This window comes from Litoribacter populi (assembly GCF_007483685.1).
GTDB lineage: Bacteria > Bacteroidota > Bacteroidia > Cytophagales > Cyclobacteriaceae > Litoribacter > Litoribacter populi.
Window position 1 is genome coordinate 1,132,057 of the sequence record NZ_VMKN01000001.1, and the last position, 20,644, is coordinate 1,152,700.

General features: G+C 41.7%; 21 protein-coding genes and 1 tRNA gene. All 22 read left to right on the plus strand.

Features of this window, described 5'->3' with window-relative positions:
- Positions 1-54: 54 nt before the first annotated feature.
- The 22 genes from tuf to rpsC all read left to right on the plus strand — a co-directional run bounded on the left by tuf (position 55) and on the right by rpsC (position 20,642).
- Complete coding sequence (gene tuf / locus FPL27_RS04730) at positions 55-1,242, plus strand: elongation factor Tu (protein WP_143959992.1); 1,188 nt, start codon at positions 55-57, stop codon at positions 1,240-1,242.
- 116 nt (positions 1,243-1,358) lie between these two features.
- Positions 1,359-1,432 (plus strand) — tRNA-Trp (locus tag FPL27_RS04735).
- A gap of 15 nt (positions 1,433-1,447) precedes the next feature.
- Positions 1,448-1,636, plus strand: a complete 189-nt coding sequence (secE, locus tag FPL27_RS04740; protein WP_143959993.1) for a preprotein translocase subunit SecE — start codon at positions 1,448-1,450, stop codon at positions 1,634-1,636.
- Positions 1,637-1,655: 19 nt separating this feature from the next.
- On the plus strand, positions 1,656-2,213 hold the full coding sequence (gene nusG, locus FPL27_RS04745) for a transcription termination/antitermination protein NusG (protein ID WP_143959994.1): 558 nt from the start codon (positions 1,656-1,658) through the stop codon (positions 2,211-2,213).
- A 3-nt stretch (positions 2,214-2,216) separates the two neighbouring features.
- Positions 2,217-2,660 (plus strand): 50S ribosomal protein L11, encoded by a 444-nt coding sequence (rplK, locus tag FPL27_RS04750; protein WP_143959995.1) that lies wholly within the window; start codon positions 2,217-2,219, stop codon positions 2,658-2,660.
- 10 nt (positions 2,661-2,670) lie between these two features.
- Positions 2,671-3,369, plus strand: coding sequence for a 50S ribosomal protein L1 (rplA, locus tag FPL27_RS04755; protein ID WP_143959996.1), 699 nt, complete (start codon positions 2,671-2,673; stop codon positions 3,367-3,369).
- A gap of 2 nt (positions 3,370-3,371) precedes the next feature.
- On the plus strand, positions 3,372-3,911 hold the full coding sequence (gene rplJ / locus FPL27_RS04760) for a 50S ribosomal protein L10 (protein WP_143959997.1): 540 nt from the start codon (positions 3,372-3,374) through the stop codon (positions 3,909-3,911).
- 51 nt (positions 3,912-3,962) lie between these two features.
- A complete protein-coding gene (rplL, locus tag FPL27_RS04765; protein ID WP_143959998.1) occupies positions 3,963-4,340 on the plus strand; it encodes a 50S ribosomal protein L7/L12 in 378 nt (125 codons plus the stop codon).
- 156 nt (positions 4,341-4,496) lie between these two features.
- Positions 4,497-8,372, plus strand: a complete 3,876-nt coding sequence (gene rpoB / locus FPL27_RS04770; protein WP_143959999.1) for a DNA-directed RNA polymerase subunit beta — start codon at positions 4,497-4,499, stop codon at positions 8,370-8,372.
- 47 nt (positions 8,373-8,419) lie between these two features.
- On the plus strand, positions 8,420-12,730 hold the full coding sequence (gene rpoC, locus FPL27_RS04775; protein WP_143960000.1) for a DNA-directed RNA polymerase subunit beta': 4,311 nt from the start codon (positions 8,420-8,422) through the stop codon (positions 12,728-12,730).
- A gap of 58 nt (positions 12,731-12,788) precedes the next feature.
- Positions 12,789-13,112 (plus strand): DUF3467 domain-containing protein, encoded by a 324-nt coding sequence (locus FPL27_RS04780; protein WP_143960001.1) that lies wholly within the window; start codon positions 12,789-12,791, stop codon positions 13,110-13,112.
- A gap of 143 nt (positions 13,113-13,255) precedes the next feature.
- Positions 13,256-13,639 (plus strand): 30S ribosomal protein S12, encoded by a 384-nt coding sequence (gene rpsL, locus FPL27_RS04785; RefSeq protein ID WP_143960002.1) that lies wholly within the window; start codon positions 13,256-13,258, stop codon positions 13,637-13,639.
- Between the two features lie 24 nt (positions 13,640-13,663).
- A complete protein-coding gene (gene rpsG / locus FPL27_RS04790) occupies positions 13,664-14,131 on the plus strand; it encodes a 30S ribosomal protein S7 (protein WP_143960003.1) in 468 nt (155 codons plus the stop codon).
- An 8-nt stretch (positions 14,132-14,139) separates the two neighbouring features.
- A complete protein-coding gene (gene fusA, locus FPL27_RS04795) occupies positions 14,140-16,257 on the plus strand; it encodes an elongation factor G (RefSeq protein WP_143960004.1) in 2,118 nt (705 codons plus the stop codon).
- A gap of 12 nt (positions 16,258-16,269) precedes the next feature.
- Positions 16,270-16,575, plus strand: coding sequence for a 30S ribosomal protein S10 (rpsJ, locus tag FPL27_RS04800; protein ID WP_014020620.1), 306 nt, complete (start codon positions 16,270-16,272; stop codon positions 16,573-16,575).
- 254 nt (positions 16,576-16,829) lie between these two features.
- Complete coding sequence (rplC, locus tag FPL27_RS04805; RefSeq protein ID WP_143960005.1) at positions 16,830-17,462, plus strand: 50S ribosomal protein L3; 633 nt, start codon at positions 16,830-16,832, stop codon at positions 17,460-17,462.
- A 4-nt stretch (positions 17,463-17,466) separates the two neighbouring features.
- Entirely contained in the window at positions 17,467-18,096 is a 630-nt protein-coding gene (gene rplD / locus FPL27_RS04810) for a 50S ribosomal protein L4 (protein ID WP_143960006.1), read from the plus strand.
- Between the two features lie 4 nt (positions 18,097-18,100).
- Complete coding sequence (gene rplW, locus FPL27_RS04815; protein ID WP_143960007.1) at positions 18,101-18,388, plus strand: 50S ribosomal protein L23; 288 nt, start codon at positions 18,101-18,103, stop codon at positions 18,386-18,388.
- A 12-nt stretch (positions 18,389-18,400) separates the two neighbouring features.
- Complete coding sequence (rplB, locus tag FPL27_RS04820) at positions 18,401-19,225, plus strand: 50S ribosomal protein L2 (protein ID WP_143960008.1); 825 nt, start codon at positions 18,401-18,403, stop codon at positions 19,223-19,225.
- Positions 19,226-19,227: 2 nt separating this feature from the next.
- Complete coding sequence (rpsS, locus tag FPL27_RS04825) at positions 19,228-19,506, plus strand: 30S ribosomal protein S19 (protein WP_008203028.1); 279 nt, start codon at positions 19,228-19,230, stop codon at positions 19,504-19,506.
- A gap of 2 nt (positions 19,507-19,508) precedes the next feature.
- Positions 19,509-19,898, plus strand: coding sequence for a 50S ribosomal protein L22 (rplV, locus tag FPL27_RS04830; protein ID WP_143960009.1), 390 nt, complete (start codon positions 19,509-19,511; stop codon positions 19,896-19,898).
- A 9-nt stretch (positions 19,899-19,907) separates the two neighbouring features.
- Complete coding sequence (gene rpsC, locus FPL27_RS04835) at positions 19,908-20,642, plus strand: 30S ribosomal protein S3 (protein ID WP_143960010.1); 735 nt, start codon at positions 19,908-19,910, stop codon at positions 20,640-20,642.
- Positions 20,643-20,644 lie beyond the last annotated feature (2 nt).

Below are 20,644 nucleotides of genomic sequence, written 5' to 3' on the forward strand. Positions count from 1 at the left end.
CATTTGGAAAAAATAACTAATTCATATCTTTAACTAAACAGAGGATTTTCACGCATGGCAAAAGCAACCTTTGACCGTTCCAAACCGCACGTTAATATCGGTACTATTGGTCACGTAGATCATGGTAAGACTACCTTGACAGCTGCCATTACGACCGTATTGGCTAACAAGGGTCTTTCTGAATTAAGAGATTTCTCTTCTATCGACAACGCTCCAGAAGAAAAAGAAAGAGGTATCACTATCAATACTTCACACGTAGAATACCAGACAGAGAAGCGTCACTATGCGCACGTTGACTGTCCAGGTCACGCGGATTATGTGAAGAACATGGTAACTGGTGCTGCTCAGATGGACGGTGCAATTCTTGTAGTTGCTGCCACTGACGGACCAATGCCTCAAACTAGAGAGCACATCCTTCTTGCTCGTCAGGTAGGTGTACCGGCTCTAGTAGTTTTCTTGAACAAAGTTGACTTAGTAGATGATCCAGAATTGTTGGAGCTAGTAGAAATGGAAGTTAGAGAACTTCTTTCTTTCTATGACTTCGACGGAGACAACATTCCTGTGATTTCAGGTTCTGCACTTGGTGGCCTTAATGGCGACGAGAAGTGGGTAGACCAAATCATGGAATTGATGAACGCTGTAGATGATCACATTCCTCTTCCTGAGCGTCTTATCGATAAAGACTTCTTGATGCCTGTAGAAGACGTATTCTCGATCACAGGTCGTGGTACTGTAGCTACTGGTAGAATCGAAAGAGGTGTAATCAACTCTGGTGATCCAGTAGATATCATCGGTATGGGTGCTGAAGGTCTTAAGTCTACCGTAACTGGTGTTGAGATGTTCCGTAAGATCCTAGACAGAGGTGAAGCTGGTGACAACGTAGGTCTACTTCTTAGAGGTATTGAGAAATCTCAAATCAAGAGAGGTATGATTATCTGTAAGCCAGGTTCTGTGAAGCCACACGCTCACTTCAAGGCTGAAGTTTACGTACTTTCAAAAGAAGAAGGTGGACGTCACACTCCATTCTTTAACAAATACCGTCCTCAGTTCTACTTGAGAACTACAGACGTAACTGGAGAGATCAAACTTCCTGAGAACGTTGAAATGGTAATGCCAGGTGATAACGTTACTATCGAAGTTAACCTTTTGAGCCCAGTTGCTCTTGAGAAAGGCCTTAGATTCGCTATCCGTGAGGGTGGTAGAACAGTAGGTGCTGGACAGGTTACTGAAATCCTAGACTAATCATTATTGATTAAGATAAAATTCAAATGCGATTCTGAAATTTTTCGGAATCGCATTTGTTTCTTTAAGGAATATTATCTAGTTTTGCGTTCCGTTTGGAGTAGCAATTCAAATACACGGGCATAGTTCAATGGTAGAATAGCGGTCTCCAAAACCGTTGATGGGAGTTCGAATCTCTCTGCCCGTGCCACTAAATCATTAAATCATGAATGTTAAGAATTTTGTAGTTGAGTCAATAGACGAGATGAAGAACAAGGTTACTTGGCCTACATACTCTTCATTGCAGAATAGTGCTGTATTGGTTCTTGTAGCGTCTTTGATTTTTGCACTGGTAATCGGTGTGATTGATCTGAGCTTCGAGAATCTCATGACATGGTTTTACGATTTATTTTAATTGAGAATAAAAGTTACGGATGGCTGAACATAAATGGTACGTACTTAGAGTGGTAGCAGGGCAAGAGAAGAAAGCTAAAACATATTTAGACAACGAGATTGCCAGGCAGAAACTTGAGGAATTTATTCCTGAGGTTTTGATACCTTCTGAGAAAGTTTACGAAATGCGCAATGGTAAGAAGCGAGTAAGGGAGAGGAATTATTTCCCGGGTTACGTTTTGGTCCATGCGGATATTACCAATGGTGAAGCTAATCACGTAATTACAAGTATTCCGGGAGTTATCGGTTTCTTAGGGTCAAACGCAGGGGGAGCTTCCAAAACCCCTGAACCATTACGCCAGACAGAAATCAACAGGATCTTAGGTCGTGTTGAGGACGTGGATGAGTTTGCCGAGAAATTGGATACCCCATATATAGTTGGAGAGACCATAAAAGTAATGGATGGTCCTTTCAGTGGGTTCCAGGGTACAATAGAAGAGGTGTTTGAAGACAAGAAGAAATTGAATGTTATGGTCAAGATCTTCGGTCGGAACACACCTGTCGAATTAAACTTTATGCAAGTAGAAAAACTAGACTAGGAAATGGCTAAGGAAATTACTGGTTATCTGAAATTACAGGTTAAAGGTGGCCAGGCAAATCCATCTCCTCCGGTTGGTCCGGCCCTTGGTTCCAAGGGTTTGAACATCATGGAGTTCTGTAAGCAGTTCAATGCTAGAACTCAGGAAAAAATGGGTCAAGTTGTTCCGGTTCTTATCACGATTTATTCGGATAAGTCTTTTGACTTTGTCGTAAAAACTCCTCCAGCAGCTAACCTGCTGATCGAGGCGGCTAAGATCAAGAGTGGTTCATCAGAGCCAAACAGGAAGAAAGTGGGCTCAGTTACCTGGGATCAAGTTAAGGAAATTGCCGAGGTGAAAATGCCTGACTTGAATGCTTTCAAAGTAGAATCTGCCATGAAAATGATCGCAGGTACTGCCAGAAGTATGGGAATCACAGTTTCAGGGAAAGCTCCTTGGGAGGAATAAATTTTAAAAAATGGCTAAGTTAACAAAAAAGCAAAAAGAAGCTCTTTCTAAATACGACCCAAGCCAACAGTACTCCCTGGCTGACGCTTCTTCAATTGTGAAGGACATCACTACTACCAAGTTTGATGCTTCAGTAGATCTTGACATCCGTTTGGGTGTTGATCCACGTAAAGCAGATCAGATGGTAAGAGGAGTAGTGGCGTTACCTCACGGTACAGGCAAGGACGTTAAAGTTCTTGTGCTTTGTACTCCTGAAAAGGAAGAGGAAGCTAAAGAAGCTGGAGCGGACTATGTTGGACTGGATGACTATATTGCTAAAATCGAAGGCGGATGGACTGACGTAGATGTCATCATCACTATGCCTAACGTAATGGCGAAAGTAGGTAGGTTAGGTAGAGTCTTAGGACCAAGAGGTTTGATGCCTAACCCTAAATCAGGTACTGTGACTCTCAATGTAGGGCAAGCAGTAAAAGAAGTTAAGGCCGGTAAGATCGACTTTAAAGTAGACAAATTTGGTATCATTCACGCAAGCGTGGGTAAGGTATCCTTCGGACCTGAGCAAATTCAGGACAACGTAAGGGAACTTATTGCTACCATTTCTAAGTTAAAGCCTGCGTCTTCTAAAGGTACATATTTCAAGAGTATACATTTGTCTAGCACAATGTCTCCTGGTATTGATATAGATAAAGGGAGTATTCAAGGTATATAATTATGACTAGAGAGGAAAAACAAGTAGTAATCGAAAGTCTTACCGAGAAATTAAAAGAAACTCCGCATTTCTATATTACAGATGCATCAGGTTTCAGTGTAGCTCAGGTAAATGCTTTCAGAAGAATGTGTTTTGAAAAAGGAGTAGAATACAGGGTTTATAAAAATACGCTTATCAATAAGGCGTTGGAAAACCTTGACACTGACTACACCGATTTCTCGGCACAAACGCTTAAAGGTTTTTCAGGAATCATGTTCTCTACTGAGACTTCAAATCTTCCTGCAAGAATCATTAAGGATTTCAGAAAGAAATTAGGTAAGAAAGAAACAAGACCTGTATTCAAAGGTGCTTCCATTGACAGCGATGTTTTCATAGGTGAACAAAACCTTGAAATGTTGTCAACCCTTAAATCTAAGGAGGAGCTACTTGGAGAAGTTATTGGCTTGCTTCAATCACCTGCCAAAAACGTTATCTCTGCGCTTAAGAGCGGTCAGGATAAACTTGCAGGACTTGTTAAAACTCTTTCTGAAAGAGAATCTTAAAATATCATCAAATCAATTAGTTTAAAAACAATCAATTAAAATAATAATACAATGGCAGATCTTAAAGCATTCGCTGAGCAGTTAGTTAACTTGACTGTTAAAGAAGTAAGTGAATTAGCCACTATTTTGAAGGACGAGTATGGTATCGAACCTGCTGCTGCTGCTCCAATGATGGTAGCTGGTGGTGGAGCTGGTGAAGGTGCTGGAGAAGAAGAAAAAACTTCTTTTGACGTAGTCTTGAAAGCTGCTGGTGGACAAAAACTTGCTGTAGTTAAGCTTGTTAAAGAATTGACTGGTCTTGGTCTTAAAGAGGCTAAAGAAGTAGTTGATAGCGCACCTAAAGCTGTTAAAGAAGGTGTTACTAAAGACGAAGCTGAGGCGCTTAAAAAGCAACTAGAAGAAGCTGGAGCTGAAGTTGAGCTTAAATAATCTTATTGACCTTTCACCCAAGAGGTAAAGGTTAAAAAGTTAGACCTGACTGTATAGTCAGGTCTTTTCCTGTTTGTGCGCAGTTTGAAAATTGCACTATTCTAAGCGATAATTGTCGCATTTGGTTATAAATTATCACTATAAACATATACTGCCTTGGCTATCCAGAACCAACCCGAAAGGAAAAGTTTCTCATCTATTAAGGTAGTCAAAGACTATCCGGATTTCCTAGATATCCAGCTTCAATCTTTCAAAGATTTCTTTCAGCTAGATACTCCAGCTGAAAAAAGAAGACAGGACGGTCTTTTCAAGGTGTTTTCTGAGAATTTCCCTATTAGTGATTCTAGAGAAAATTTCACCCTTGAATTTATTGACTATGCGGTAGATCCTCCAAAATACAACGTCTCCGAAAGTATTGATAGAGGGCTTACATATTCTGTTCCGTTGAAAGCAAAACTTCGTCTATTGTGCTCTGATGAGGACAACGAGGATTTTGAAACAATCGAACAAGAAGTGTTCTTAGGAAACCTTCCTTACATGACCGAAAAAGGCTCCTTTGTTATTAACGGTGCCGAGCGTGTAATTGTATCCCAATTGCATAGGTCTCCAGGCGTATTCTTCGCTCAAAGTAAACATACCAACGGTACCAAACTATATTCAGCCAGAATCATACCATTCAAAGGGTCTTGGATTGAATTTGCTACCGACATCAATAATGTGATGTATGCTTACATTGACCGTAAGAAGAAATTCCCGGTTACGACATTGTTGAGAGCAATCGGATACGGCTCTGATAAGCAAATCTTGGACTTGTTCGGTCTTTCTGAAGAAGTGCCTTCTACTAAAGCGGCCTTGAAAAAGGTAAGCGGTAGAAAGTTGGCTGCCCGTGTATTGAGAACCTGGGTGGAAGATTTTGTGGATGAGGATACTGGTGAGGTAGTTTCAATCGACAGAAATGAGGTATTGTTAGAGAGAGATTCCATCCTTACTGACGAGGATATAGAATTGATCTTGGAATCTGGCGCGAAGAGCATCATCCTTCATAGAGAAGATGTGAACGTGGCTGATTATTCCATCATCTACAATACCCTGCAGAAAGATAACTCCAACTCTGAAAAAGAAGCGGTAGAAGTTATCTATAGACAACTAAGAAATACTGAAGCACCTGATGAGGCTACTGCCCGTGAGGTTATTCATGGTCTTTTCTTCTCTGACAAGCGTTATGACTTGGGAGAAGTGGGACGATATAGAATCAACAAGAAACTTGGACTGGACATCGCTTCAGACAAGATTGTGTTGACCACCGAAGATATCATCAACATTGTGAAATATCTAATCGGTCTAATCAACTCTAAAGCTGTAGTCGATGATATTGATCACTTGAGTAACAGGAGAGTTAGAACCGTAGGTGAACAATTGTATAGCCAGTTCGGTGTAGGTCTTGCCAGAATGGCTAGAACTATCCGTGAAAGAATGAACGTAAGAGATAACGAAGATTTCAAGCCGGTTGATTTGATCAACGCTAGAACGCTATCTTCAGTTATTAATTCATTCTTTGGGACCAACCAGCTTTCTCAGTTTATGGATCAGACCAACCCGCTAGCGGAGTTGACCCATAAGAGAAGGTTGTCTGCATTGGGTCCAGGTGGTCTTTCAAGGGAAAGAGCCGGTTTTGAGGTTCGTGATGTTCACTACACTCACTACGGTCGTCTTTGTACTATTGAAACACCTGAAGGTCCAAACATTGGTTTGATTTCCTCACTATGTGTTCATGCTAAAGTGAACTCCATGGGCTTCCTTGAGACTCCTTATAGAAAGGTGAAGGAAGGGAAGGTTTCCATGAATGCAGAAGATATTGTATTCTTGACTGCTGAAGAAGAAGATGACAACAACATTGCACAAGCGAACGCTCCACTTGATGATTCTGGAAACTTTATCAACGAGAGAGTAAAAGCTAGATTTGAAGGTGACTTCCCAGTGTTGGAGCCAAATGAAATCAGCTACATGGACGTTGCACCAAACCAGATTGTATCAGTGGCTGCATCCTTGATTCCATTCTTGGAGCATGATGATGCCAACCGTGCCTTGATGGGATCAAACATGCAACGTCAAGCAGTACCATTGTTGAAAGCTGAATCGCCTATCGTAGGTACCGGCCTTGAAGCAAAAGCTGCTGTTGACTCTAGATCTTTGGTCATTGCAGAGGCTGACGGTGTGGTTGACTATGTTGATGCAAGACAAATCATCATTAAATATGAATTAACTGAAGATGAGCTTATGGTCAACTTCAGTGACGAATATAAAACATACGACCTGATCAAGTTCAGAAGAACCAACCAGGACACGACAATCAATTTGACTCCTTTGGTTCTGAAAGGCCAAAAGGTAGTGAAAGGTCAAGTGTTGGTGGAAGGTTATTCAACCAATCAAGGAGAACTTGCTTTGGGTAAAAACCTACAAGTGGCTTACATGCCATGGCAAGGTTACAACTTTGAGGATGCCATTGTAATTTCCGAAAGAGTTGTAAGAGAAGATATCTTTACTTCCATTCACGTCGAAGAATTCCAGTTAGAAGTTAGAGACACGAAGAGGGGTGAAGAGGAATTGACTTCTGAGATTCCAAACGTATCAGAAGAGGCGGTTAAAAACCTTGATGAAAACGGGATTATCAGAATCGGTGCTGAGCTAAAAGAAGGGGATATCATCATTGGTAAGATCACTCCTAAAGGTGAAACTGATCCGACTCCTGAAGAGAAGCTTCTTAGAGCGATCTTTGGGGATAAAGCTGGTGATGTTAAAGATGCTTCATTGAAAGCCTCTCCATCATTGAATGGTGTGGTAATCGATACCAAATTGTTCAGCAGACCTAAGAAAGATAAAGACTTAAGAGCCAAATCTAAAGCTGAAGTTGAAAAGCTTAAAAACCAATATTCTAAAGATCTTCTTGGAGTAAGAGCCAAGATGATCAATAAATTGGTTACGCTTCTTGAAGGAAAGACTTCTCAGGGAGTTAAGCATAAGTTTGGTGATGAGATTATCAGTAAAGGGGTTAAGTTCAACCATAAGAACATTGATCAAAACTTATTCCCTGCTAAGAATCCTTACAGGGATGAGTCTAACTACAATGTTCCTGAGGAAGCTAACTTGATTTCTGATATCATTCTTGATGATTGGACTGATGATGCGCACACCAATTCGTTGATTCAGCAGTTGGTGAAAAACTACACCAACACAAGAAATGAAATCTCCGGTATTTTCAAGCGTGACAAGTTCACTCATGAGGTAGGGGATGAGCTTCCAGCAGGAATCGTTCAATTGGCCAAGGTATATGTTGCCAAGAAAAGAAAACTAAAAGTAGGTGATAAGATGGCCGGCCGTCACGGTAACAAAGGTATCGTGGCTAAAATCGTAAGAGATGAGGACATGCCATTCTTGGAAGACGGTACTCCGATGGATATCGTATTGAACCCACTAGGTGTTCCATCTAGGATGAACATAGGTCAGATCTTCGAAACAGTATTGGCATGGGCTGGTAAGAAGCTTAATAAGAAGTATGCGACTCCAATCTTTGATGGGGCTACCATGGAGGAAGTGGCTACTGAACTAGATGCGGCAGGTTTGCCATCCTTCGGTAGAACATACCTATATGATGGTTTATCAGGTAAGAAGTTTGATCAGCCAGTAACTGTAGGGGTCGCCTATATGTTGAAATTAGGTCACTTGGTGGATGATAAGATGCACGCCAGATCTATTGGGCCATACTCATTGATTACTCAGCAGCCATTGGGTGGTAAAGCCCAGTTTGGTGGCCAGAGATTCGGGGAGATGGAAGTGTGGGCATTGGAAGCCTTTGGTGCTTCTCATGTACTTCAAGAAATTCTGACCGTGAAATCCGATGATGTAATCGGTAGGGCCAAGGCTTACGAAGCAATTGTTAAAGGGGAAAACCTTCCGAAACCAAATATTCCGGAATCCTTCAACGTATTGGTTCACGAGCTTAGAGGTCTTGCTCTAGAAATCACCTTGGATTAATTTGAAAAAACGGGCCGCGAGGCCCTTAACATACTCACAAATAAATTATGGCTTTCAGAAAAAATAAAAAACTAAACAACGACTTTTCCAGAGTCACTATTAGTTTAGCTTCTCCAGAATCCATTTTGGATAGCTCGCATGGTGAAGTGACCCAGCCGGAAACGATCAACTATAGAACCTATAAGCCTGAAATGGGCGGGTTGTTCTGTGAGCGTATTTTCGGTCCTGTGAAAGACTGGGAATGTCATTGTGGTAAATATAAGCGCATAAGATATAAAGGTATCATCTGTGACCGTTGTGGTGTGGAAGTTACTGAGAAGAAGGTAAGAAGGGAAAGAATGGGCCACATAGAGTTGGTGGTTCCAGTTGCACATATTTGGTACTTCAAATCCCTGCCTAACAAAATAGGTTACCTTCTTGGTCTTCCAACCAAGAAATTGGACCAGATTGTTTATTATGAAAGATATGCCGTAATCCAGCCAGGTGTGAAAGCCGAAGACGGATTGCAGTATTTAGACTTTTTGACTGAGGACGAATACTTGGATATCATGGACAAGTTGCCGAAAGAAAATCAGCAACTCGATGATCATGATCCAAATAAATTCATCGCCAGAATGGGTGCTGAAGCTATCGAAATGTTATTGGCAAGACTTGATCTTGATGATCTTTCCTATAGCTTGAGACACCAGGCGGCTACCGATACCTCTCAGCAAAGAAAAGCGGAAGCTTTGAAAAGGCTGAAAGTAGTGGAAGCGTTCAGAGATGCCAGAACCAGAATCGAAAACCGTCCTGAGTGGATGGTGGTGAGAATGGTGCCGGTAATCCCACCAGAATTGAGGCCTTTGGTTCCTTTGGACGGTGGTAGATTTGCCACATCTGATTTGAATGATCTTTACAGAAGGGTGATCATCAGAAATAACCGTCTTAAAAGACTAATCGATATCAAAGCTCCTGAGGTGATTTTGAGAAACGAAAAAAGAATGCTTCAGGAAGCTGTGGATTCACTTTTCGATAACTCAAGAAAAGTCAATGCAGTGAGATCTGATGGAAACAGAGCGTTGAAGTCCCTTTCCGACATGTTGAAAGGTAAGCAAGGACGTTTCCGTCAAAACCTGTTGGGTAAGCGGGTCGACTACTCCGGTCGTTCGGTTATCGTAGTAGGTCCTGAATTGAAGCTTCATGAGTGCGGTCTGCCTAAGAACATGGCAGCAGAGCTTTTCAAGCCGTTTATCATCAGAAAACTGATCGAAAGAGGTATTGTAAAGACTGTAAAATCCGCTAAGAAGATTGTAGACAGAAAAGATCCTGTAGTATGGGATATTCTTGAAAACGTATTGAAAGGACACCCTGTACTGCTAAACCGTGCTCCTACACTTCACAGATTGGGTATCCAGGCCTTCCAGCCTAAACTTATCGAAGGTAAGGCGATCCAGCTTCACCCATTGGTATGTACAGCATTCAACGCCGATTTTGACGGTGACCAGATGGCTGTTCACGTCCCACTAGGGCATGAAGCTATTTTGGAAGCATCTACTTTGATGTTGGCTTCCCATAATATCCTTAACCCGGCTAACGGTGCTCCTATTACTGTACCTTCTCAAGATATGGTTTTGGGTCTGTATTATGTAACCAAAGGTAAGCGCTCTACGGAAGAGGAAGTTGTTGCCGGTGAAGGGATGACCTTCTACGGTGAGGAGGATGTGATCATTGCCTTGAATGAGGGCAAAATTTCTCAGCATGCTTTCATCAAATGTAAGGTAAGCACCAGAAACGAAGCCGGTGAACTTGAAAATAAGATCATTGAAACTGTTGCGGGTAGGTTGATTTTCAACCAATTTGTGCCTGAGCAGGTAGGTTTTGTTAATGAACTATTGACTAAGAAAAAACTTCAACAGATTATCGGTGAAGTTGTGAAGATTTGTGGTATTGCACGAAGTGCCCAATTCCTTGATGATATCAAGCACCTAGGTTTCCAAATGGCTTATCAAGGTGGTCTATCAATGGGTCTTAACGATGTTATTATCCCAGATGAAAAAGAACCGTTGATTACGAAAGCCAAAGAGGAAGTTGACCAAGTATGGAACAACTACTTGATGGGTCTTATTACCGATAATGAAAGATATAACCAGGTAATTGATATCTGGACGAGAACCAACTCCCATTTGACTAACATCTTGATGAAGCAAATGGAAGAGGATAAGCAAGGATTCAACGCTATTTACATGATGATGCACTCTGGAGCCAGAGGTTCTAGAGAGCAGATTAGACAGTTGGGTGGTATGAGGGGGCTGATGGCTAAGCCGCAGAAAAACCTTCAAGGGTCAGTAGGTGAAATCATCGAAAACCCGATTCTTTCCAACTTTAAGGAAGGTCTAGATGTATTGGAGTACTTTATCTCTACTCACGGTGCCCGTAAGGGTCTTGCCGATACAGCCTTGAAAACTGCTGATGCGGGTTACTTGACCCGTCGTCTTGTGGATGTGGCTCAGGACATGATCGTATCCGAAGAGGATTGCGGTACCTTGAGAGGTCTAGTGGTTGAAGCCTTGAAAGACAATGACGAGATCGTTGAACCATTATCTGAAAGAATTGTAGGTAGAGTATCTGTACACGATGTGTATGATCCACTATCAGATGAGTTGGTATTGACTGGTGGTGAGGAAATCTCTGATGAACTTGCTAAAAGAGTTGACGAATCAGCTATCGAAGAGGTGGAGATCAGGTCTGTATTGACTTGTGAGACTAGAAGAGGTGTATGTACCAAGTGTTATGGTAGAAACTTGACTTCTGGCAATATTGTACAAACAGGTGAGTCTGTTGGTGTAATTGCTGCCCAGTCGATCGGTGAACCAGGTACACAGCTTACTTTGAGAACCTTCCACGTGGGTGGTACTGCTTCCAACATCTCTGTTGAGGCAAGCATCCCTGCTAAGTTTGATGGTATCATCGAATTTGAGGAAGAGTTGAGATGGATCAATACTACCAACAAAGACGGTGAATCTGTTAATATTGTAATGGGTAGATCCGGTGAGGTTAAGATCAATGATGTCAAGACTGGCAAAACATTGGTGACTAACCACGTACCTTATGGTGCTCTCTTGAACGTAGTAGAGGGGCAGAAGATCTCTAAAGGAGATTCTCTATGTACTTGGGATCCATACAATGCCGTGATACTTTCTGAGTTTGACGGTGAGGTTGCCTTTGACGCCATCATTGAGGGGGTAACTTATAAGGAAGTTTCCGATGAGCAGACTGGTTATAGAGAAAAAGTAATTATAGAAACAAAGGATAAGACGAAGAACCCAGCTGTAGTGGTAAACTATGGTGATGAGACGAAGTCTTACAATATTCCAGTGGGCGCTCACTTATCTGTAGAAGAAGGTGAAAAAGTGAAGGCTGGTCAAATCCTTGTGAAGATTCCTAGGTCTGTTGGTAAAACAAGAGATATCACCGGTGGTCTTCCAAGAGTTACTGAATTGTTTGAGGCAAGAAACCCATCCAACCCGGCTGTAGTTTCTGAAATCGACGGTGTGGTAACTTATGGTGGGATCAAGCGTGGTAATAGAGAAATCTTCATTGAGTCCAAAGATGGCGTTAAGAAGAGATACATGGTGTCTCTATCCAAGCACATCCTTGTTCAGGAGAATGACTTTATCAGAGCTGGTGAGCCGTTGTCAGATGGTGCCATCACTCCAAATGATATCCTTTCTATCAAAGGGCCTACTGCAGTACAGGAGTACCTTGTGAATGAAATCCAGGAGGTATACCGTCTTCAGGGTGTGAAAATCAACGATAAGCACATTGAGGTGATTGTTAGCCAGATGATGCAGAAAGTTGAAATTCTTGATGCTGGAGATACTGGTTTCCTACAAGGTCAGATTGTGGACAAGTGGGCTTTCAGAGAAGAAAATGATAACATCTTGGATAAGAAGGTGGTAATGGAAGCTGGTGATAGCAGTAGCTTGAAGCCTGGTATGATTATCACTACAAGAAGGCTTAGAGATGAGAATTCAAGCTTGAAGAGAAAAGACTTGAAACTTGTACAGGTAAGAGATGCTGAAACAGCAGTTTCTAAGCCTACTCTACAAGGTATCACTGCCTCTTCTTTGGGTACGGAAAGCTTTATTTCTGCAGCATCCTTCCAGGAAACTACCAAGGTATTGAGTGAAGCGGCCATACGAGGCAAGCGTGACGAGCTTTTGGGCTTGAAAGAAAACGTGATCGTGGGTCACTTGATCCCAGCAGGTACCGGCCAGCGAAGATTCAAAGATGTAATTGTAGGTTCTCAAGAGGATTACGAAAGACTTTCTACTGAAAAGGAGAAGTCTACCAGAAAATCCAAAGAGACTATAAAGTAATAGCAATCTAAAACTTAAAAGGCCTGTCTCACAACAGGCCTTTTTTAATTATGTAAATATGGATTCAGACGAAAAATTGCCCCAAGATCAGCAGATCAACGTAGAACTTCCGGAAGAAGTGGCGGAAGGAATATATGCTAATTTGGCCATGATTGCTCACTCCAATTCGGAGTTTGTAGTTGATTTCATCAGGTTGATGCCGGGGGTTCCAAAAGCTAAGGTCAAATCCAGGATCATCATGACTCCTGACCATGCCAAGAGGCTTTTGACTGCTTTGCGGGAAAATATTGAAAAATACGAAGCCTCTTTTGGCAAGATAGATTCCGGAAATGAAGCTCCTTCCTTTCCGATGAATTTTGGCGGCACCGCAGGGGAGGCCTAATACAATTAGTAAGGATGAGGGGAGTAGTTAGTTAAGACAAATAAAATATAACTCTTTAATTTTGTTAGTTTTAACGATTTGATTACCTTTGCAGTCCAAAAATCAGTTTAAAAAAGTAAGGAAAAACTAAATTTAATCAGTTAATGCCTACTATACAGCAGTTAGTAAGAAAAGGTAGAAATACCCTTGAGACCAAATCCAAGTCGAGAGCTTTGGATGCGTGCCCTCAGCGTAGGGGTGTGTGTACAAGAGTGTACACTACTACTCCAAAGAAACCAAACTCAGCGATGAGAAAGGTGGCTAGGGTTAGGTTGACGAATGGAAAAGAAGTTAACGCTTATATTCCAGGTGAAGGTCACAATTTGCAAGAGCACTCTATCGTGTTGATCAGAGGTGGTCGTGTGAAGGATCTTCCAGGTGTGCGTTATCACATCATTCGAGGTGCATTGGATACTTCAGGAGTTAAAGACCGTAAGCAAGGTCGCTCTAAGTACGGTGCTAAGCGTCCTAAGGCCGCTAAAAAATAATTCATATTTTAACATTACGTAATAATGAGAAAAGCGAAACCAAAAAAGAGATATATTCTTCCTGATCCGAAGTTTAATGATACTTTGGTGACAAAATTTGTGAACTGCCTTATGGTAGACGGGAAGAAGAGTATTGCTTACAAAATCTTCTACGACGCAGTAGCGAAAGTAGAAGACAAAACAGGTGAGAACGGTCTTGAGCTTTGGAAGAAAGCGCTTAACAATATAACTCCAGCTGTAGAGGTGAAGAGTCGTAGAGTTGGGGGAGCTACTTTCCAGGTGCCCATGGAAGTGAGACCTGAAAGGAAGACTTCACTAGGAATCAAGTGGATGATCACTTATTCCAGAAAAAGAGGTGAGAAGACAATGATGGATAGGCTTGCCGGTGAGATCATGGCTGCTTCCAAAGGCGAAGGCGCTGCTGTGAAGAAGAAAGATGACACGCATAGAATGGCAGAAGCCAACAAAGCATTCTCACACTTTAGATTCTAATATACAAAATGGCTAGAGACTTAAAATACACTAGAAACATTGGTATTGCTGCGCACATTGATGCCGGTAAAACTACTACGACAGAGCGTATCCTTTTCTACACAGGTGTGAGTCATAAACTTGGTGAGGTGCACGATGGTGCGGCTACCATGGACTGGATGGCACAGGAGCAAGAAAGAGGAATTACAATTACTTCAGCTGCGACTACTGTTTTTTGGGATTATAGAGATAAAAAATACCAGATCAACGTAATCGATACTCCAGGTCACGTAGATTTTACCGTAGAGGTAAATAGATCATTGAGAGTTCTTGATGGGTTGGTTTTTCTTTTCAGTGCAGTGGACGGCGTAGAGCCACAGTCTGAGACTAACTGGCGTTTGGCTGATAACTATAAAGTTGCCCGTATCGGTTTCGTTAACAAAATGGACCGTGCAGGTGCAAACTTCCTTGAAGTTTGTAAGCAAGTAAAAGAAATGTTAGGTAGCTATGCAGTTCCTTTGCAGCTTCCTATCGGTTCTGAAGACAAATTTAGAGGTGTTGTTGATTTGATCAATAACAGAGCTATCATTTGGAATGAAGAGGACTTTGGGATGACTTTCGAGCAAGTTCCTATTCCAGAGGATATGAAGGAAGAAGTTGCCCAGTGGAGAGAGCATCTATTAGAGGCGGTAGCCGATTATGATGAGTCTTTAATGGAGAAATTCTTCGAAGATCCAAATTCAATTACAGAAGAAGAAATCCTTGCTGCCCTTAGAGCGGCTACTATTGACATGAAAATTGTGCCAATGGTATGTGGATCTTCTTTCAAAAATAAAGGTGTTCAGACGATGCTTGACTTGGTGATGGAATTGTTACCATCTCCAATGGAAAAGACTGATCTTTATGCCACTGAACTAGATTCAGAAGAGAAAGTATTGATAAAGCCGGATGTAAATGAGCCTTTCACTGGCTTGGCGTTCAAGATTGCAACCGATCCATTCGTAGGTCGTCTTTGCTTTGTAAGAGCGTATTCAGGTAAATTAGATTCCGGTTCGTATATATACAATACACGGTCAGGAAATAAGGAGCGTATCTCTAGAGTGTTCCAAATGCACGCTAATAAGCAGAATCAAATCGACAGATTGGAAGCTGGTGATATTGGTGCTGTAGTAGGTTTCAAAGATATCAAAACGGGTGATACCCTTTGCGACGAAAAGCGTAAAGTGGTAATGGAATCCATGATTTTCCCTGAGCCGGTAATCGGATACGCTATCGAGCCTAAAACTCAGGCTGATGTGGACAAGCTAGGTATGGCTATCGCCAAGCTAGTAGAAGAAGATCCTACTCTACAGGTTAACACTGATCACGAAACTGGTCAGACTATCCTTCGAGGTATGGGTGAGCTTCACCTTGATATCATCATTGACCGTTTGAAGAGAGAATTTAAGGTTGAGATCAACCAAGGTGCTCCTCAAGTGGCATACAAAGAAGCTTTGTATGGTAATGTTGAACACAAAGAGGTTTATAAAAAGCAATCAGGTGGTAAAGGTAAATTTGCCGATATCGTATTTGAACTTGGACCTAAAGATCCAGATCCTGAAACAGGAGAAATCAAGCCAGGACTTGACTTTGTGAATGGTATCGTAGGTGGTGTGATTCCTAAAGAATTCATTCCTGCTATCCAGAAAGGTTTTGCTGAATCAATGAAAAACGGTCCTTTGGCAGGTTACCCTGTTGAAAGTATGAAAGTAAGACTGTTCCATGGATCTTTCCACGATGTCGATTCAGATGCTCTTTCTTTTGAACTAGCTGCAAGAATCGGTTTCAAAGAAGCTGCCAAGAAAGCCAAGCCACAACTTTTGGAACCAATCATGGCTGTAGACGTAGTGTCTCCTGACGAATATACAGGCCCTATCACAGGTGACTTGAACAGAAGAAGAGGTTTGATGAAAGGTATGGATACCAAAGGTACTTCCTCTGTAATCAAAGCTTCTGTGCCTTTGTCAGAATTGTTCGGTTACATCACTGACCTTAGAACAATTACTTCAGGTAGAGCAACTGCTTCTTTGACCTTCTCTCATTATGAGCCGGTTCCAAATAACATTGCAGAAGCAGTTATTGCTAAAGTAAAAGGAGAGAAAGCCTAAACTAATTAGAACATGAATCAGAAAATAAGAATAAAACTTAAGTCTTACGATCACAGCCTGGTGGACAAGTCATCAGAGAAGATCGTGAAAGCTGTAAAATCTACAGGAGCAGTAGTGGTAGGTCCAATTCCATTGCCTACTAAGAAAGAAAAATTCACTGTTCTTAAGTCTCCACACGTTAACAAGAAAGCGCGTGAGCAGTTTCAGCTTTGCACCTACAAGAGATTGGTGGATATCTATTCCAACAGCTCAAAAACTGTAGATGCCTTGATGAAAATCGAATTGCCAAGTGGAGTGGATGTAGAGATCAAAGTTTGATCCTCCTGATACGAAATGAACTTTAAAACCTATCCGCCTCGGCGGGTGGGTTTTTTCTTTTATTTTGAGCAGCCTGAAATAATTACTTCTACCCCAAACGAATAGGCTCAAGTTTATATATACGGGAATATTGCGTAAATGTTTGAAAATATTTGAGTTGTAATTTGCTGGCTGGTTTTAAATTACTAACTTTGCAGTCCCTTAGGGCACAAGTGTGTGGATACTTGTGGAAATATTATATTATATAACAGAAGATGTCTGGAATAATAGGTAAAAAAGTAGGAATGACTAGCATTTTTAGTGCCGATGGGCGTAACGTCGCATGCACGCTAATAGAAGCTGGTCCTTGCGTAGTGACGCAAGTAAAAAATGTTGAAACAGACGGGTACAACGCTGTTCAGTTGGCATTCGGTGAGCGTAAGGAGAAAAACACTCCTAAGCCACTAGTGGGGCACTTTAAAAAGGCCGGCACTACGCCAAAGCAGAAAGTTGTTGAATTCAGAGATTTCAGGGTAGAGTTTGAAGGTCAAGTTGATCTTGGAAAAACTGTAAAAACAGAACAAGTATTCATCGAGGGTGACTTCGTGGATGCTATCGGTACTTCAAAAGGTAAAGGTTTCCAAGGTGTTGTAAAACGTCATGGTTTTGCCGGTGTTGGTGGGCAGACTCACGGTCAGCACAACAGAGCAAGACACCCTGGTTCAATTGGTGCATGTTCATGGCCTTCGAGAGTATTCAAGGGTATGAGAATGGCCGGTAGAACAGGTGGAGACAGAGTGAAGGTAGTAAACCTTAAAGTACTTAAAATCTATCCTGAAAAGAACTTGATCCTGGTAAGCGGCTCTGTCCCTGGTCCAAAAAATTCTTTCGTTATTCTAGAGAAGTAAGAAAATGGAATTAGTAGTATTAAAACATAACGGTGAAGACACAGGTAGAAAGGTAAGCCTTTCGGATGATATTTTTGGCATCAAGCCAAACGATCATGCGATCTACTTGGATGTTAAGCAGTATTTGGCTAACCAAAGACAGGGAACGCACAAATCCAAAGAAAGAGCTGAGATAGCCGGATCAACAAGAAAGATCAAAAAGCAAAAAGGTACAGGTGGCGCCAGAGCAGGATCCATCAAATCGCCTGTGTTTAGAGGAGGTGGTAGAATCTTCGGTCCAAGACCAAGAAACTACTCTTTCAAATTGAATAAAAAATTGAAGCAGTTAGCTAGAAAGTCTGCGCTTTCTTACAAAGCTCAGGAGAACAATCTTTCTGTTTTGGAGAACTTGTCATTTGACGCTCCAAAGACAAAGAGCTTTATCTCTTTACTCTCTAGCCTATCTTTGACAGATAAGAAATCACTTGTAGTCCTTCCTGAAGGCAACAAGAATGTATACTTATCAAGCAGAAACCTGCCTAAGACAAAGGTGATCACAGTAGATGACGTAAATACTTACGAGCTGCTACACGCTGACGTTGTTGTTTTCTGTGAAGACGCTGTAAGTAAGTTAGAAAACATTTTATCGAAGTAATACAATGGATATACTAAAGAAGCCTTTGATTACGGAAAAGATTTCTGCTATGAATGAACGTGGTGTATACGGGTTCATCGTGGAGAAAACTGCTAAGAAGCCAGAAATCAAAAAAGCCGTAGAGAAAATGTTTGGTGTAAAGGTAGTCGATGTAAGGACTATGCGATATGCTGCGAAGCATAAGACAAGATACACCAAGTCGAAGATCGTATCCGGTTACACCAATGCCTTCAAGAAGGCGATTGTACAAGTAGCCGAAGGAGAAGTAATTGATTTTTACGGAGAAGTTTAATTGAATTAAATCATGGCAGTTAAAAAATTAAGACCTGTAACTCCTGGAACCAGATTCAGAGTAGCTCCAGCGTTTGACGAGATTACCAAGTCGACGCCAGAGAAATCTCTATTGGCTCCGTTGAAAAAATCAGGTGGTAGAAATAATGTAGGTAAGATGACAGCCCGCTATATGGGTGGTGGTCACAAGAGAAGACTTAGAGTCGTAGATTTTAAGCGTACCAAATTCGGTATACCGGCAGTAGTAAAAGCTATTGAGTATGATCCAAACAGGACAGCTCGTTTGGCTTTGCTATACTACGTAGACGGTGCTAAGGCTTACATTATTGCTCCGGAAGGTTTGCAAGTTGGACAAACAGTGATTTCCGGAGAGAGTGTTGCCCCAGAAGTAGGAAACACCATGCAACTGACAAATATTCCATTGGGTACCATAGTTCACAACATTGAGCTTAAGCCTGGTAAAGGTGGAGCGATGGCTAGATCAGCTGGTAGCTATGCTCAGATTGTAGCCCGTGAGGGTAAATATGTGACTATCAAATTGCCATCTGGCGAAATGAGATTGGTACTAGGTGTATGCTTGGCAACAGTAGGTACTGTTTCAAATTCTGACCACATGAACGTAGTGTTAGGAAAAGCTGGTAGAAACCGCTGGTTGGGAAGACGTCCTAGAACAAGAGGTGTAGCGATGAACCCTGTGGATCACCCAATGGGTGGTGGTGAAGGTCGTTCATCAGGTGGACACCCACGTTCAAGAACTGGTTTGCTTGCTAAAGGTAAAAAGACCAGGTCTCCTAAAAAGTATTCAAATAAGTTTATTATCAGTAAAAGATCTAAATAACTATGGCACGTTCATTAAAAAAAGGTCCTTATATCGAGCATCACCTCCTCAAGAAGGTAGACGTGATGAACGAGTCTGGAAAGAAGTCTGTAATCAAGACCTGGTCCAGAAGATCGATGATCTCTCCGGATTTTGTAGGCCATACCTTTGCTGTGCATAACGGTAATAAATTCATTCCAGTATTTGTAACCGACAACATGGTAGGTCACAAGCTTGGTGAATTTGCCCCTACAAGAAACTTTAGAGGTCACATTGCCAAAAAAGATAAAGGAAAGAGATAATCATGGAAGCAGTAGCAAGATTAAATAATGTTCCTACCTCACCTAGAAAAATGCGTCTAGTAGCTGACCTAGTTAGAGGCAAGAGAGTGGGACAGGCACTAAGCATATTGAAGTTTACACCTAACCATGGTGCTATTCGATTAGAGAAACTTCTACTTTCTGCTATAGCCAACTGGCAAGCCAAAAACCCTGATACCAAATTGGAAGATGCAGATCTAGTGATCAAGACTATCATGGTAGACAGCGGTCGTATGTTGAAGCGACTAAGACCTGCTCCTCAGGGAAGGGCCCACAGGATTCGTAAAAGATCAAACCATGTAACCTTGGTAGTTGATGCGATCAACACTGTGGAGACCGCTGGTGAAGTAGAAACTAAAGATAATTCTAATTAAGATCAGACTATGGGACAAAAAGTAAACCCGATAGGTTTTAGACTTGGTATCGTTAAAGGTTGGGATTCTAACTGGTACGGCGGCAGAGACTTTGCCGACAAGCTATATGAAGACCAAAAAATAAGAAAATATGTATATGCCCGTATCCCTAAAGGCGGCATATCAAAGGTAATTATCGAAAGAACCCTTAAGAGAATCACCCTGACTATCCATACAGCTCGTCCAGGTGTGGTGATCGGTAAAGGAGGCGCAGAAGTCGATAAATTAAAAGAAGAGCTGAAAAAACTTACCGACAAGGATGTGCAGATCAATATTTTTGAGATCAAGCGTCCTGAACTTGATGCAAAGTTGGTAGGGGAATCTATAGCTCAACAACTTCAAGCCCGTATATCTTTCAGAAGAGCGATGAAGCAATCTATTGCCGCTACCATGAGAGTAGGAGCCGAAGGAATCAAAATCAAACTTTCTGGACGTTTGGGCGGTGCTGAGATGGCGAGATCTGAGATGTACAAAGAAGGAAGAATTCCTTTGCATACATTGAGAGCAGATATCGATTATGCATTATCAGAAGCTGCAACTGTCTACGGAATCATCGGAATCAAAGTTTGGATCTTTAAAGGTGAGGTATACGGAAAGAGAGATCTTTCTCCAAATGCCGGAGTAGCCAATGAAGGTAAAGGCGGAAGAAGAGATGCCGGCCGTAGAAGAGAAGGCGGACCTAAGAGAAGAAAGAGAAATAACTAATT

Excerpts from the sequence above, each read along its gene's own strand:
- tuf (WP_143959992.1), top strand. The coding sequence starts at position 55 with ATGGCAAAAGCAACCTTTGACCGTTCCAAACCGCACGTTAATATCGGT.
- rplJ (WP_143959997.1), top strand. The coding sequence starts at position 3,372 with ATGACTAGAGAGGAAAAACAAGTAGTAATCGAAAGTCTTACCGAGAAA.
- rpsJ (WP_014020620.1), top strand. The coding sequence starts at position 16,270 with ATGAATCAGAAAATAAGAATAAAACTTAAGTCTTACGATCACAGCCTG.
- secE (WP_143959993.1), top strand. The coding sequence starts at position 1,448 with ATGAATGTTAAGAATTTTGTAGTTGAGTCAATAGACGAGATGAAGAAC.
- rplB (WP_143960008.1), top strand. The coding sequence starts at position 18,401 with ATGGCAGTTAAAAAATTAAGACCTGTAACTCCTGGAACCAGATTCAGA.
- rplV (WP_143960009.1), top strand. The coding sequence starts at position 19,509 with ATGGAAGCAGTAGCAAGATTAAATAATGTTCCTACCTCACCTAGAAAA.
- rplC (WP_143960005.1), top strand. The coding sequence starts at position 16,830 with ATGTCTGGAATAATAGGTAAAAAAGTAGGAATGACTAGCATTTTTAGT.
- nusG (WP_143959994.1), top strand. The coding sequence starts at position 1,656 with ATGGCTGAACATAAATGGTACGTACTTAGAGTGGTAGCAGGGCAAGAG.
- rplL (WP_143959998.1), top strand. The coding sequence starts at position 3,963 with ATGGCAGATCTTAAAGCATTCGCTGAGCAGTTAGTTAACTTGACTGTT.
- rplD (WP_143960006.1), top strand. The coding sequence starts at position 17,467 with ATGGAATTAGTAGTATTAAAACATAACGGTGAAGACACAGGTAGAAAG.
- rpsS (WP_008203028.1), top strand. The coding sequence starts at position 19,228 with ATGGCACGTTCATTAAAAAAAGGTCCTTATATCGAGCATCACCTCCTC.
- fusA (WP_143960004.1), top strand. The coding sequence starts at position 14,140 with ATGGCTAGAGACTTAAAATACACTAGAAACATTGGTATTGCTGCGCAC.
- rpsL (WP_143960002.1), top strand. The coding sequence starts at position 13,256 with ATGCCTACTATACAGCAGTTAGTAAGAAAAGGTAGAAATACCCTTGAG.
- FPL27_RS04780 (WP_143960001.1), top strand. The coding sequence starts at position 12,789 with ATGGATTCAGACGAAAAATTGCCCCAAGATCAGCAGATCAACGTAGAA.
- rplK (WP_143959995.1), top strand. The coding sequence starts at position 2,217 with ATGGCTAAGGAAATTACTGGTTATCTGAAATTACAGGTTAAAGGTGGC.
- rpsG (WP_143960003.1), top strand. The coding sequence starts at position 13,664 with ATGAGAAAAGCGAAACCAAAAAAGAGATATATTCTTCCTGATCCGAAG.
- rplW (WP_143960007.1), top strand. The coding sequence starts at position 18,101 with ATGGATATACTAAAGAAGCCTTTGATTACGGAAAAGATTTCTGCTATG.
- rplA (WP_143959996.1), top strand. The coding sequence starts at position 2,671 with ATGGCTAAGTTAACAAAAAAGCAAAAAGAAGCTCTTTCTAAATACGAC.
- rpoC (WP_143960000.1), top strand. The coding sequence starts at position 8,420 with ATGGCTTTCAGAAAAAATAAAAAACTAAACAACGACTTTTCCAGAGTC.
- rpsC (WP_143960010.1), top strand. The coding sequence starts at position 19,908 with ATGGGACAAAAAGTAAACCCGATAGGTTTTAGACTTGGTATCGTTAAA.